General features: G+C 71.5%; 13 protein-coding genes and 1 pseudogene. 7 read left to right on the forward strand and 7 right to left on the reverse strand.

Annotation, left to right across the window (positions count from 1 at the left end):
• Together FLX08_RS33345 and recO are read right to left on the reverse strand one after the other, a co-directional pair.
• A partial coding sequence (locus FLX08_RS33345; protein WP_142624240.1) for an isoprenyl transferase occupies positions 1-794 on the reverse strand: 794 nt, incomplete at its 3' end.
• A gap of 263 nt (positions 795-1,057) precedes the next feature.
• Positions 1,058-1,825 carry a DNA repair protein RecO gene (gene recO / locus FLX08_RS33350; RefSeq protein WP_142624241.1) on the reverse strand — a complete coding sequence of 256 codons (768 nt, stop codon included), beginning with the start codon at positions 1,823-1,825 and terminating at the stop codon, positions 1,058-1,060.
• Between the two features lie 266 nt (positions 1,826-2,091).
• Between recO and FLX08_RS43120 the strand changes: the two genes are divergently transcribed.
• Positions 2,092-3,699, forward strand: a complete 1,608-nt coding sequence (locus FLX08_RS43120) for a CDP-alcohol phosphatidyltransferase family protein (RefSeq protein ID WP_142624242.1) — start codon at positions 2,092-2,094, stop codon at positions 3,697-3,699.
• Complete coding sequence (locus FLX08_RS43125) at positions 3,696-4,406, forward strand: DUF5941 domain-containing protein (protein WP_142624243.1); 711 nt, start codon at positions 3,696-3,698, stop codon at positions 4,404-4,406. The genes FLX08_RS43120 and FLX08_RS43125 overlap by 4 nt, the downstream gene beginning before the upstream one ends.
• Positions 4,407-4,520: 114 nt before the next feature.
• Here FLX08_RS43125 and FLX08_RS33365 read toward each other — a convergent pair whose 3' ends face one another.
• On the reverse strand, positions 4,521-5,015 hold the full coding sequence (locus FLX08_RS33365) for an ATP-binding protein (RefSeq protein ID WP_142624244.1): 495 nt from the start codon (positions 5,013-5,015) through the stop codon (positions 4,521-4,523).
• Positions 5,016-5,239: 224 nt separating this feature from the next.
• Here FLX08_RS33365 and FLX08_RS33370 point away from each other — a divergent pair, with 224 nt between their 5' ends.
• The gene (locus tag FLX08_RS33370; protein ID WP_142624245.1) at positions 5,240-6,139 is read left to right on the forward strand and encodes a helix-turn-helix domain-containing protein; all 900 of its coding nucleotides are present in this window, start codon (positions 5,240-5,242) and stop codon (positions 6,137-6,139) included.
• A gap of 1 nt (position 6,140) precedes the next feature.
• Here FLX08_RS33370 and FLX08_RS33375 read toward each other — a convergent pair whose 3' ends face one another.
• From FLX08_RS33375 to FLX08_RS33385, 3 genes and pseudogenes are all read right to left on the reverse strand, one after another.
• The gene (locus tag FLX08_RS33375; protein WP_142624246.1) at positions 6,141-7,040 is read right to left on the reverse strand and encodes a LysR substrate-binding domain-containing protein; all 900 of its coding nucleotides are present in this window, start codon (positions 7,038-7,040) and stop codon (positions 6,141-6,143) included.
• 78 nt (positions 7,041-7,118) lie between these two features.
• Positions 7,119-7,847 (reverse strand): ABC transporter permease, encoded by a 729-nt coding sequence (locus FLX08_RS33380; RefSeq protein ID WP_142624247.1) that lies wholly within the window; start codon positions 7,845-7,847, stop codon positions 7,119-7,121.
• Between the two features lie 71 nt (positions 7,848-7,918).
• Positions 7,919-8,587, reverse strand: a pseudogene (locus FLX08_RS33385) (ABC transporter ATP-binding protein); the annotation flags it as partial.
• A gap of 63 nt (positions 8,588-8,650) precedes the next feature.
• On the opposite strand from FLX08_RS33385, the gene FLX08_RS33390 reads away from it, so the two are divergent.
• Positions 8,651-9,292: a TetR/AcrR family transcriptional regulator gene (locus tag FLX08_RS33390; protein ID WP_142624249.1), complete on the forward strand. Its 642-nt coding sequence runs from the start codon at positions 8,651-8,653 to the stop codon at positions 9,290-9,292.
• A gap of 117 nt (positions 9,293-9,409) precedes the next feature.
• On the opposite strand, the gene FLX08_RS33395 is transcribed toward FLX08_RS33390, so the two are convergent.
• Positions 9,410-10,042, reverse strand: coding sequence for a TetR/AcrR family transcriptional regulator (locus FLX08_RS33395; protein ID WP_142624250.1), 633 nt, complete (start codon positions 10,040-10,042; stop codon positions 9,410-9,412).
• Between the two features lie 193 nt (positions 10,043-10,235).
• On the opposite strand from FLX08_RS33395, the gene FLX08_RS33400 reads away from it, so the two are divergent.
• Genes FLX08_RS33400 through FLX08_RS33410 form a run of 3 tightly spaced genes read left to right on the forward strand, consistent with a single transcriptional unit; the run spans position 10,236 to position 12,838 of the window.
• The gene (locus FLX08_RS33400) at positions 10,236-11,264 is read left to right on the forward strand and encodes a DMT family transporter (RefSeq protein ID WP_142624251.1); all 1,029 of its coding nucleotides are present in this window, start codon (positions 10,236-10,238) and stop codon (positions 11,262-11,264) included.
• 30 nt (positions 11,265-11,294) lie between these two features.
• Positions 11,295-12,119: an MBL fold metallo-hydrolase gene (locus FLX08_RS33405; RefSeq protein WP_142624252.1), complete on the forward strand. Its 825-nt coding sequence runs from the start codon at positions 11,295-11,297 to the stop codon at positions 12,117-12,119.
• A gap of 32 nt (positions 12,120-12,151) precedes the next feature.
• Complete coding sequence (locus FLX08_RS33410; RefSeq protein WP_142624253.1) at positions 12,152-12,838, forward strand: DsbA family oxidoreductase; 687 nt, start codon at positions 12,152-12,154, stop codon at positions 12,836-12,838.
• Positions 12,839-13,241 lie beyond the last annotated feature (403 nt).

A 13,241-nucleotide genomic window follows, 5' to 3' on the forward strand; every position in this document is an offset into this window, starting at 1 on the left:
TGGCGCGCGACGCCGGAGTTCGCGGCCGACTCGTTCGGGATGGCCCCGCCATACCTGCGGTCGCGCTTGGCGTAGATCTCGCACGCCTGCCACAGGTCGCGCCGGTCGAAGTCGGGCCACAGCTGGTTGAGGAAGACCATCTCGGCGTACGCGGACTGCCAGAGCAGGAAGTTGGACGTGCGCTGCTCGCCCGACGAGCGCAGGAACAGGTCCACGTCGGGGATCTCCGGCTCGTCCAGATAGCGGGCGAAGGTCTTCTCCGAGACCTTGTCGGCCTTGACCCTGCCCGCGGCGATGTCGCGGGCGAGACGCACGGCGGCGTCCACGATCTCGGCACGACCGCCGTAGTTCACGCAGAACTGGAGGGTCAGCCTGCTGTTGCCCACCGTCATCCGCTCGGCGTCCTCCAGCTCCTTGATCACGCTCTTCCAGAGCCGCCCGGGACGCCCGGCCCAGCGGACCCGCACGCCCATCGCGTTGAGCTGGTCACGGCGGCGGCGGATGACGTCGCGGTTGAACCCCATGAGGAAGCGCACCTCGTCAGGCGAGCGCCTCCAGTTCTCCGTGGAGAAGGCGTACGCCGACAGATAGGGGATGCCGATCTCGATGGCGCCCTCGATGACGTCGAACAGCGACGACTCGCCCATCTTGTGCCCCTCGATCCTGGGCAGCCCGCGCGCCTTGGCCCATCGGCCGTTGCCGTCCATGACGATCGCCACGTGGCGCGGCAGCAGGTCGCGGGGAATGGCAGGCGGGGTGACACCGGACGGGTGCGGAGTGGGAGGACGGACCATGTACCGAGGGTATTGCGTCCGGGCCGGTCCTCAGGCTCGCGAGACGTGCGGATCCCGTGCGGATTCGGTGCGTTTCGGAACGACCCCCGGACCCCCGTGAGGGCGCTCAGACGATCCTCGCTTCGCTTGCGGTCGCCTGACAGCGTCACACCGGGGGACGACCCCCGGACCCCCGCGAGAGCCAGGTCAAATGATCCGCGCTTCGCTTGCGGTCATCTGACTGTCGACACTGGGGGGCGACCCCCAGACCCCCGTGAGGGCGCTCAGACGATCCTCGCTTCGCTTGCGGTCGCCTGAGCTGGCCACTCCCTCTCCACATGTCGCAGGGAGCGGATGCCGTGCTCCAGGTGCCACTGCAGGTAGGCGGCGACCAGGCCGCTGCACTCGGTGCGGTGCCGGGCCTCGGAGGCGTCGGCCGCCGTCCAGTCGCCGCGCAGCAGGGCGATCATCAGCGCGATCGTCTCCGCGGCGGGCACGGCGGCGCCGGCCGGGCGGCACGCGCCGCACACCACGCCGCCGGCCACGATCGCGAAGGCGCGCACGGCCTCCGCCCCGCACCGCGCGCACTCCGACAGAGCGGGGGCGTAACCCGCGACGGCCAGCGAGCGCAGGAAGAACGCGTCGAGCACCAGCCGGGCCTCGTGACCGCCTTCGGCGAGCGTGCGCAGCCCGCCGACCAGCAGCAGGAACTGGCGCAGCGCCGGCTCCTTCTCCCCCACCGTCAGCCGGTCGGCCGTCTCCAGCATCGCGGTCCCCGCGGTGTATCTGGCGTAGTCGGCCACGATCGCCTCGCCGTACGGGTGCAGGGTCTCGACCTGGGTGATCACGTCGAGCGACCTGCCGCTGTGGAGCTGCAGGTCGACGTGGGAGAACGGCTCCAGCCGCGCGCCGAAGCGCGACTTGGTCCTGCGCACGCCCTTGGCGACGCCGCGGACCTTGCCGGTGCGCCGGGTGAGGATGGTGATGATGCGGTCGGCCTCACCCAGCTTCTGGGTGCGCAGCACGACGCCCTCGTCCCGGTAGAGGCTCACCCCGCCATCGTATGGGTGGGCGTGGGCGCCCGCCCCTCTAGCCGGGTATTCGCCCCCTTGAGGGGCATGAAAGGTGAAAATTCGGTAATGATCCGGCGACGATGCCCTGTGACGAACCCGTCCCAAGCTGTACATCCAGGGGCCGTACGGTAAACCTGGGGTGCATCGGTTCAACCGAAAGGTCACTAAGCTTTGGCTTCCGGCGGACTTCCCCGCGCCGGTCAAGCCTGAGGGCCTGATCTCCCCCCGTTGCGTGAAAGGTTGCCATGACCCGCGTGGTCCTGCTGGGCGCCCCGCCCGGCCCGATCAGTCCCCCGCCGCTCGGCGGTCAGCCCGCCCTGTCCGCGGCCATCACGCTGAAATCGCTGCCCGGGGCCCCCTCCGCGTACGACAGGCTGCTCGCGCAGGCCGCCGCGCTGGACCCGGAGCCGACGACGATCGCCCGCCCGGGGGACGCCGCCGCCTACCGCAGGCCGTACGGCCGGGTGGTGGAGAGCCCCGACGTCGCGGGCGACCTGCGTGCGCTGGCCGACGCGGTCGAGGGCGCCGAGGACAACCTGCTGATCCTGCCGGCGGACTCGCTGATCCACGACGAGCTGATCTACCAGATCACCAAGGCCAAGCGCGGCGCGCTCGCGCTGGTCGCTCGCGAGCAGCGCGAGGAGGGTGACGAGCAGGACGAGAACGCGGCCGAGCCCGAACTCGTCCCCATCGAGGAGGCGGAGCCCGAGATCGGCCAGACGGTCGTCGAAGGGCTGCCCATGCGCACCCGCATCGGCCGCAGCCGGATCGTCTCGGTCGGCACCGCCTACCACGCCGTGACGCGGCCCAACGCGGTGCTGCTCGGGCCGCTCCACCTCCACCAGCGCCACCTGCAGACCCTCGCCGAGGTCGCCCGCGAGCTCGCGGACATGGCCCACCTGTTCGGTCCCGAGGACGACGTGACCGAGCTTCTCACGCTCGGCCTGGTCCGGCGGGGCGTGTCGGTGGGCCGGCGGGGCCGCCGCGACCTGTTCTTCCGCCGCATCCGCAGCCAGGCCGAGGCCGACGAGGCGCTGGCGGAGATGGCGGAGTACGACGAGGACCGGGCCCGGCTGAACAACGCCGTGAAGGGCGCCGACGGCTTCTTCACCACGTTCTTCGTCAGCACCTACTCGCGCTTCATCGCCCGCTGGGCGGCCCGCCGCGGGCTCACGCCCAACCAGGTGACGCTGATCTCGATCGCCCTCGGCCTGCTGTCGGCCGGCGCGTTCGCCACCGGCACCCGCTGGGGGGCGGTGGCCGGCGCGCTGCTCATCTACTTCGCGTTCGTCTTCGACTGCGTGGACGGCCAGGTCGCCCGCTACGCGCGCAAGTTCGGCGTGCTCGGCGCCTGGCTGGACGCCACCTTCGACCGGTTCAAGGAGTACGCCGTCTTCGTCGGCCTCGCGGTCGGCGCGACGGTGTCCGGGCAGTTCGGCGACGGCGAGGGCGTCTGGACGCTGGCGCTGGTCGCGCTGGCCCTCCAGTCGGTCAAACACCTGCTGGACTTCTCGTTCGGTGCGGCCAACCGGCGCAAGGCGCCCGTGCCGCTGCCCACGCTGGACCTGACGGTCGCCGACGACCGGCCGCTGCGGGAGGCGCTGGAGGAGCGCCGGGCGAGCCGGAGCACCGGCGTGCGCGGGCTGCTGAAGCTCTGGACCAAGGCCGGCAAGTTCCGCCCGGTCCACTGGGCCCGCAAGATGATCGTGTTCCCGATCGGCGAGCGTTTCGCCGCGATCGCGATCACCGCCGCGTTCTTCGACCCCCGGGTGACGTTCCTCACGCTGATCGTCTGGGGCGGCGTCGCGGCCACCTACACCCTCACCGGACGTCTCCTGAGGTCGCTCGCATGATCACTCAGCCGCAGGTCATCACGCCGCTCCCCGACCCGGACGAGGAGCGCCGCCGCATCCAGACCGCGCGCCTGCTCGCCTACCGCGACGACGGCCCGCTCGCCACCGCGCTGAAGGGCTCCCTGGGCCGGCTGCTGCCGCCCGTGCCCGCGACCGTGGTGGCGCTGATCGCGATCGTGGCGCTGACCGTCGCCGGCGCCCTCACCGACGGCCCGATCCTGATCGTGCCCGTGGCCGTGCTGCTCGTGCTGGTCCTGCCCACCGCCGGACGCGACCACCTGGGCCGTTTCGACTGGCTCACTCCCCCGCTGCTGCGGGCGGCCGAGTTCATGACGATCATCGTGCTCGGGCTGGCCGAGGACACGCCCAAGTGGCTGCTGTTCGTGCTGCTCTACGTGATCGGCTACCACACGTACGACACCGTCTATCGCACCCGGCAGGGCATCTGGCCCCCCGCCTGGCTCTACCAGGCCGGGCTGGGCTGGGAGGTCCGCCTGCTGGTCCTGGGCGTGGCCGCCGCCGCCGGATGGCTGACCCCCGTGGCGGCCGTCCTCACGGCGTACCTGCTCGTACTGTTCGCGATCGAGAGCATCACGAGCTGGGTGCGGCTCGACAAGGCCTCCGCGCAGGCCCAGGCCGACCAGGACCTGGAGCAGTCGCCCGAGGAGGCGGCCGAGCAGGTCACCGGCGAGGCCGAGCAGGGCTGAGCCGATCCGTCCCCGCAGGCCCTGCGAGGCCGGCGGGGACCATGACGACTGGCGGGCCGCCGCCGGCATCCGATGCCGGCCGCGGCCCGGCCGCTTTCCGGGGCCGGATGCCGCTCAGGAGGCGGGCGAGGCGTCGAAGAGCGCCCAGACCACCTTGCCGCCGCCGCGGGTGAGGATCCATCCCCACGCCGCCGTCAGCGCCTCGACCAGACGCAGCCCCCGGCCCGACTCCGATAGATCGCTCCACGGCGAGACCGCGGGCACCCGGGCGCTGGCGTCGCTCACACCGCAGCCGATATGAAACCGGTGCTTCACCAGCCTCAGCCGGATCGGCGGGGCGTCCGCGGGGTCGCCCGGAGCGTGCCGCAACGCGTTGGTCACCAACTCCGACACCACGATCTGCACGTCCGGCACGAGGCCGGGCAATCCCCAGCCGCACAGCGTCCTGGCGGTGAAATCACGTGCGGCGGCCGCGGACGTGGTGCGCCCGTGAAAGGTGCACGTCGCAGACGGGGGCAGGGACAAGCCGGCGACGTCGTCACGCTCGAACATCGAGGTCAACCACGGAGGCGCTGTCGCGGCTCCCGGGCCCGCCAGGTCTGCTGTCATCGCCGATCCCTCAGGTCTCACCCATTACATGATGTGAATTTCCCTGCCGTCGTGTATCTTGCCCTGTGCCTTGCGGATGCAAGCACGCGTGCACGTGCAAATGTCGCGCGTCCCCGACTTTCGTGGAAGTCCCCAGAAAAGACGGCCTCGCCCCGGTCCGGTAGGATGATCAACTCGATTGGTTCACCAGGATTTCTTCCGGGAGCGCCGCCGATGGAGCGATCGTGAACGCACAGGCGGGAAACGCCGCCCCCGCACCGGTCTGGACCGCCCGCGGCGGCCCGACGGCCCTGCGGCTTCTGCTCGGGGCCCAGCTCAGGCGGCTGCGCCGGGAGAGCGGCATCACTCCGGAAGAGGCGGCCCGCGCCATCCGCGGGTCGCACGCCAAGATCAGCAGGCTCGAGCTCGGCCGCGTCGGCTTCAAGGAGCGGGACGTCGCCGACCTGCTCACCCTTTATGGCATCACCGACCCCGACGACCGCGCCGTGCTGCTCGACCTCGCCCGGCAGGCGAACATCCCCGGCTGGTGGCACAAATACAGCGACGTGCTGCCGGGCTGGTTCGAGTTCTACGTCGGGCTGGAGGAGGCGGCGTCCGTCATCCGCTGCTACGAGCTGCAGTTCGTGCCCACGCTGCTGCAGACGCCCGAGTACGCCCGGGCCCTCGTGCTGCGGAGCAACGCGGGCCGGTCCGCCGACGACGTCGACCGGCGCGTGGACCTGCGGATGCGCCGGCAGGAACGGCTGACCGGGCCCGAGGCGGCGACCCTGTGGGCCGTGATGGACGAGGGGGCGCTGCGCCGCCCGATCGGCGGCAGGAAGGTGATGCGGGCCCAGCTCGAACACCTCATCGAGGTGACGCGGCAGCCGAACATCACGCTGCAGATCGTGCCGTTCGACCACGGCGGGCACGCCGCGTGCGGGGGGCCCTTCACGATCCTGCGCTTCGACGCCCCCGAGCTGCCCGACGTCGTCTACCTGGAGCAGCTCACCAGCGCCCTCTACCTCGACAAGCCCGAGGACACCGAGGCGTACACGCAGGTGATGAACGCGGTGTGCGTGGACGCCCGGCCTGCCACGCAGACCGGCGCGTTCCTGGAGGAGCTGCTCGCCGGCCTCGGGTGACCTACTTCCTGGAGAAGAACGCCTGGCAGGTCTCGGCGAAGGCGACCGCCCGGGCGGTGGGCCGCACGCCGCGCACCGAGGCGAGCACGACGTCGAGCGCGGGCACGTCGTCACTGATCGGGACGCAGGCGACCCGGCCGCCGTCGTAGGTCTGGTCGCTCTCGGCCCGCTGGTTGAGTATCGAGTAGCCGTGTCCGCCGGCCACCAAGGAGCGCGCCGTCTCGTAGCTCGACGTGCGGAACCGGACGCGCGGCTCGGTCGGATAGATCGCCCGGAAGTAGTCGCGGCTGCGGGGCAGGTCGAGCAGGATCATCGGCTCGGCCGCGAGGTCCGACAGCGACACCGCCTCGGCCTGGGCCAGGGGGTGCTCCGGCGGCAGCAGCGCGTACGGCCTGGCCCGGGTGAGCGTGCGGATGTCGAGGTCGAGGGCGAGATCGATGGCGTAGACGAGGGCGACCTCGCACCTCCCGTCGAGCAGCGCCGCCTCCATGGCGGAGATCTCGCCCTCCGCGACGCTCACCCGCACCCCGGGGTACTTCTCGGCGAACTCGCGCAGCAGCCGGGACAGGTAGAACGGCGCGAGCGTGGTCAGGCAGCCGACGGCGAGCTCGCCGGTCAGCGATCCCGCGAGGCCGCGCGCCGACTGGGCCAGCGCGGCGGCGTGGGACAGGAACTCCCTGGCCTCGACGAGGAAGCGCTCGCCCGCGCGGGTCAGCGACAGTCCGCGGGCGTGGTGGCGGATCAGGAGCTGGACGCCCAGCTCCCGCTCCACCTGGGCGATCGCGGCCGAGATCGCCGACTGCGCCACCATGAGTTCCCTGCTGGCCGCGGTCATGCTGCCGAGCTCGGCCGCGGTTACGAAGTAACGCAGCTGGACGAGGGTGAAGTTGACGTCCGCCACGCCCCCATTGTGACCGCCTCAGTGCCTGGCGGCGCCCGCAAACCGGTATGAACTTCGAATGCCTTTTCCTACCCCTGATCAGGCGTTTTCCCTTTGGAAACGCTTGGTGCCCAAGGTAACGCCCAGGACGGCGAAGGCCAGGGACACGACTACGCCCCACACCAGGGCCGGCGACGTGTAGGAACCGGCGAACAGCGCGCGCAGCCCCTCGACCGCGTAGCGGAACGGCGTGAGCCGCGACACCACGTCGAGCCACGCGGGGGCGAGCGACATCGGCAGCAGCGCGCCCGACAGCAGCATCAGCGGGACCACCAGGGTGGACATGACGGGCGCGAACAGCTCCTGCCGTATCGTGAGCGCCGCCGTGTACGACAGCGACGCCAGGCCGACCGACAGCACGGTGATCAGCAGCAGCGCCCCCAGCACCCCCGCGATCGGCGCCCGCAGGCCCAGCGCGTAGCCGGCCACGATGATCGTCGCCGCCTGCACCAGCAGGACGACGCTGTCCCTCAGCACCCGGCCGAGCAGCAGCGTCACCCGGCTCACCGGCGTGACCCGCAGCCGTTCGAGCACGCCGAACCGCTGGTCGAAGACGATGGTGAAGCCCGCCATTCCCGCGCTCGTCAGCCCGAGCTGCACCAGCAGGCCCGGCACGAGGACGGCCCACGAGCCCACGCCGCTGCGCTGGAACAGCGGACCGAACAACACCAGGTAGAGGAACGGCTGCAGGGCGCTGAAGACCAGGCTGAACTTGTTGCCGAAGGAGACGCGCAGATAGTGCCCGGTCAGGGCGGCGAGGGCGGTCACGCGGCGGCCCCCTCGCGCAGCTCGCGGCCGGTCACGGCGAGGAAGACGTCGTCGAGCGTGCGCGCCCCGTGCTCGGACTTCAGCTCGTCCGGGGTGCCCGCGGCGACGATCCGGCCGTGGTCGATGATCAGGACCCGGTCGCAGAGCGCGTCGGCCTCCTCCAGGTAGTGGGTGGTGAGGAAGACCGTCAGGCCGTCCCGCTCGCGCAGCCGGCGCACGTGGTCCCACAGGTTGGCGCGGCTCTGCGGGTCGAGCCCCGTCGTGGGCTCGTCGAGGAAGAGCAGCTCGGGCCGGTGGAGCAGGCCCATCGCGATGTCCAGCCGGCGCTTCTGGCCGCCCGACATCGTGACCGTCGTACGCTCCTCGACCCCGGGCAGGTCCAGCTCGGCGAGCAGGGTGGTCACCCGTTCGCGGGCCTGCTCCCCGCTCAGGCCGTACAGGCGGGCCTGGAGCACGAGCTCCTCCCCCACCGCGGAGAACGGCGCGAAGGCGCCGCCCTGGGCGACGTAGCCGATGCGGCGGCGTACGGCCGCGGGGTCGGCGAACAGGTCGGCGCCCGCGACGGTGGCGGCGCCGGACGTGGGGCGCAGCAGCGTGGTGAGCATGCGCAGCGTGGTGGTCTTGCCCGCGCCGTTCGGTCCGAGGAAGCCGACGATCTCCCCTGGGGAGACGTCGAGATCGATCCCCCGGACGGCCTCGACCGGGCCGAAGGTCTTGGTGAGCCCTCTGGCGTGAATCATGCGGTTAGGGTAACACCAAATTTGGAGTCACTTAAAAGTTGCGTCCACCCTTACAATCGGAGGGTGGAAGAGGGCCTGCGGGAGCGGAAGAAGCGGGAGACCCGGCAGCGCATCGCCGACGTCGCGATGGGGCTGTTCCTGCAACGAGGGTTCGACAACGTGACGGTGGCCGAGGTCGCCAGAGCGGCCGACGTGTCGGTCAACACCGTCTTCAACTATTTCCGCACGAAAGAGGACATGTTCCTCGACCGCAGCGAGGAGACCGAGGACCTGCTGGCCCGGGCCGTGCGCGAGCGCCGCGCGGGCGAGACGGCGGTCCAGGCGGTGCGGCGCGACTTCTTCGAGGCACTCGACGCCGGCGACTGGCGTTACGGGATGAGCGAGGGCGCCGACCTGTTCGCGATGCGGGTCAGGGAGAGCCCGGCGCTGCAGTCACGGGTGCGCATGCTCGACGCCCACCGCGAGGAGCGGCTGGCCCGGACGCTCGCCGACGAGACCGACGCCGACCCCGACGACCTGACCCCCTGGCTGGTGTCGGCGCAGATGTGCGCCGTCGTCCGCGCGCTCACCCGCCATTTCGCGATGCGGCAGATGGCCGGTGAGGCCGCGGAGCCGATCAGGGCGGACATCAGAAAGCACGCCGAGCGCGCCTTCGACCTGCTGGAGCGCGGGATCGGCGGCTACTGCCCCCGGCACGAGCCGTAAAGCCCGGCCTCCCGCACGCGGGCGAGCGCTCCACCCCGTCGCCCCGATGACGCGCCGATCGGGAGGCGGCGAGGGCGACGCGTGCCGTCCCCGCGCCCCGCGCGTCCTGACGGCTCGTCAGACTTCCGGCGACGCCTCGCCGCCCGCGAGCCGGTGGGCGTTCCACACCAGCGACTCGGTGACGCGGGCCTGCGACAGGCCCAGGGTCTGCCGCTGGAACTGGTAGACCTCGGGCGCGAGCGGCGCCAGCACGGCGTCCGCCTTGCCCTCCGGATCCGGCACCCGCGCCTCGGTCAGCAGCATCCGCACGTGGGTGCGCCAGAAGCGGTAGGCGCCGGTGCCGAACCGCGCGCTGCCCGTCTCGGCCCCCAGCACGAGGTGCAGGTGACGCTCCAGCAGATCGATCATCGCGACGTAGAACGCGGCGAGCCGATCCGCCGGTGAGGCCCCCGGGCCCAGCGGCGGCGGGCCGTTCAGGATGTGTCCCTGCACCTGCCGCTCGTGCTCGTCCAGGAGCGCCGTCGCGATCGAGGCGGGGTCCGGATAGCGCCGGTAGAGCGTGGCCCGCCCCACCCCCGCCGCCTTGGCGATCTCGTCCATGGTGACGTGTCGCGCGTCCCTGGTCGCGAAGAGCTGTTCGGCCGCCTTCAGCACGCGCATGCGGTTGCGCGCGGCGTCCGCCCGTTCGCGCACCGGCGCCGGGCGGCCCGGTTCGAGGTCGAGCACGGGCAGTTCCCGGCCGGCAGGCATGGTCCCCTCCGACGGAACGCGGCCGTTCCTCCGGTTCCCGCCGGGATCCATAAACCCGTTGTTCATGAGGCCATCGTAGCCCCCCGGCCGAACTATGTGGACATCGCGTCCACTTTGTCTTACGCTCATCCGGACACCATGTCCGGTTCTGATCCGGCTTCTCGGAATCCGGTTCTCTAGAAGAGGGATCGCGATGCATGCCCTGTTCCTCGCCTCGGCGCTGCTGGTCGGCTGCTTACTGGCAGTGCAAGCCTCGGTGAATCTCCAGCTCAACAAGGCCGTGGGGACGCCATACGGCGCCTCGACCCTGCAACTGGGCGTGGCGACGGCGCTGCTGGCGCTCCTCGCCGCCGCCGTCGGCGCCATCGGCGCGATCCGCCTCGCGCCCGGCGTGCCCTTCTGGCACCTGCTCGGCGGCCTGGCCAGCCCGCTCTACATCACCAGCGGGATCCTGCTCTTCCCCCGCCTCGGCGCGCTGGCCGCGGCGGGCCTGTTCGTGACCGGTCAGATGTTCGCGTCGCTGGGGCTGGACCTGTTCGGGCTGCTCGGCATCGCGCGCAGGCCGCTCAGCGTCGGCATCGTGCTCGGCGCGCTCGCGGTCCTCGCGGGCATCACGGTCATCATCCGCGGACAGCGCCCGGCGCAGACGCCGCCCACGGCGGGACCGGCGACCGGCGGCGGGTCCGGCGCTCCCGGCCGCGGCGGAACGGCCACCGCCACCGCCCCGGCCGCGACCGCGACGGCCGTACGCCGGACTCGCGGCCTCGGCCAGAGCGGCTGGATCCTGCTGGGCATCGTGGCCGGCGCGGTCCTGCCAGTGCAGGGAGCGGTCAACGCCGCGCTGCGCAAGGACGTCCACGAGCCGGTGACCACCGCGATGATCAGCTTCATCGTGGCCACGATCGCCATCGCCGTGGTGCTGCTCGTCCTGCTGGCGACGCGCCGCACCCCCCGGCCGCAGCTCGGCGGCCTGCGCACGATGCCCTGGTGGGGCTGGCTGGGCGGCGCCTGCGCCGCGGCGTACGTCACCGCGACCTTCACGCTCATCCCCACGATCGGCGCCGCCACCACCGTGGCGCTGACCGTGACCGGCCAGCAGGTCGCCTCGGCCGTGATCGACAACTACGGCTTCCTGCGGCTGCCCCGGCGCCCGCTCACGGCGCCGCGCCTGTCCGGCCTCGCCCTGCTCATCGTCGGCTCGGTGCTGGTCCAGCTCACCTGAGCCGGCTCACCGCGGAAAGGACCCCCCTCCATGACCTCCTATCTGCGCACCCCCTACGAGGCGACGCCCGGCGTCACCACGCTGCCGTCGTCCCTGCCCATCGCCGGCGCCGGTCTGCTGCCGGTGAACGCCTACCTGATCCGCGGCCCGCAGCCGATCCTCGTCGACACCGGCATGGCGATCGACCGCGGCTACTTCGAACAGGCCCTGTGGTCCCTGGTCGACCCGGAAGACCTGCGCTGGATCGTGCTCACGCACGACGACAGGGACCACGCGGGCAACCTCAAGGAAGTCCTCATGGCGGCGCCGCAGGCCAGGGTCGTCACGAACGGCCTGGCCGTCGCGCGGCTCGGCGAGGAGTGGGACGTGCCCCCCAACCGCGTCCTGCAGGTCAACCCCGGCCGCACGCTCGACCTCGGGGGCCGGATCGTCTCCCTGCTGCGTCCGCCCGCGTACGACTCCCCCTCGACCCTCGCCCTCTACGACCACACCACGCGTTCGCTGTTCAGCGCGGACAGCTTCGGCGCGATCCTGCCGACCCCGGCGGAGGACGCCAAGGACGTCCCGGAGAAGGACTACCTCGCCGGGATGGCCCTGTTCACCAGGGCCAACGCCCCCTGGACCGCACTGGCCGACCCGGCCAAGTTCGACATCGTGCTGGACGACCTGCTCCGGCTCGCCCCCCGGCACATCCTCAGCTCGCACGGCGCCACCGTCGTGGAGGGCACCGAGACACTCGTGCAGACCCTGCGCGAGGTGCCCTCCATGACCCCGTGGCTGCCGGACGAGGACGTGCTGGTGGAGGCCGTGCTCGCCAAGCACGAGGGGGCCACGCTCAGCGCCGGCGCGGCCTGAGCACTACGAGGCACGACACAAGGAGAACGTCGATGACGACGACGCTGACCCCGGAACCGGGCACCATCATCATCTTTTCCGACATCTGGTGCTCCTTCGCACACATAGCCGTGCACCGGCTCCACACGACCAGGGAACGGCTGGGCCTGACCGAGCGGGTCCGCTTCGACCACCGGGCCTTCCCCCTGGAACTGCTCAACGACGCGCCCAGCCCGCGGCCGGGGACCGACAGCGAGGTGGGCCGGATGGCCGCGCTGGAACCCGGCGCGAGGTGGCAGCTCTGGCAGGCGAAGGACTGGCTCTACCCGTCCACGACGCTGCCCGCGCTGGAGGCCGTCCAGGCGGCCAAGGAGCAGGGATTCGCGGCGTCAGAGCAGCTCGACCTCGCGCTGCGGAAGGCGTTCTGGGCCGAGTCTCGGTGCATCAGCCACCGTAAGGTCATCCTCGACGCCGCCGCGTCCACCGGAGTGGTGGACGTGGACGCCCTGGCGGCCGCGCTCGACGACGGCCGGGCGCGCCGGGCGCTGTCCGAACAGGCCGCCATCGCGGCGACCGACCGGGTGAACTGCAGCCCGCACCTGTTCCTGCCGGACGGCACCGACCACGCCAACCCCGGGATCGAGGTGGGCTGGGCCGGCTCGTACGGCATCGGCTGGCCCGTCGTCTCCTCCGACGACCCGAGCGTGTTCGAGGACATCCTCAAGCGCGCCGCCGCCTGACCGAGGCCCTTACCCGGGCATCCGGGAACGGTTCCCGGGCACACGACCGTCCTCTCCCCGGGGACGCAGGACGCCGGCGGGCCCGTGCGGCCCGCCGGCGGAGCACGCGACCGGCTCTCGATCGGCGCGCGCCGGGACGTCGACGCGCGCAGATTCTTTATGGACGACCCCCAATTCCCTGGATAATCGACGCGATATTCCGATTACCCAGCGCAAGCGTCCGGTGACGCACAACCCGGACCATTGCGGAAATTCGAAAAGAAGCATTTCCCACCTCACCGTTGACTCCGCCGTAAGTGAGACGTACCTTTCTATCGCATCGCCCAAGACGGGCGATAAATCGGGAGTGACGTTCCTCCCCGCTTCTCCGTAAGAAGGAGCTCGCGGCGAAGCCGCCGCCTCC

The organism is Microbispora hainanensis (assembly GCF_006874475.1).
GTDB classification, from domain to species: domain Bacteria; phylum Actinomycetota; class Actinomycetes; order Streptosporangiales; family Streptosporangiaceae; genus Microbispora; species Microbispora hainanensis.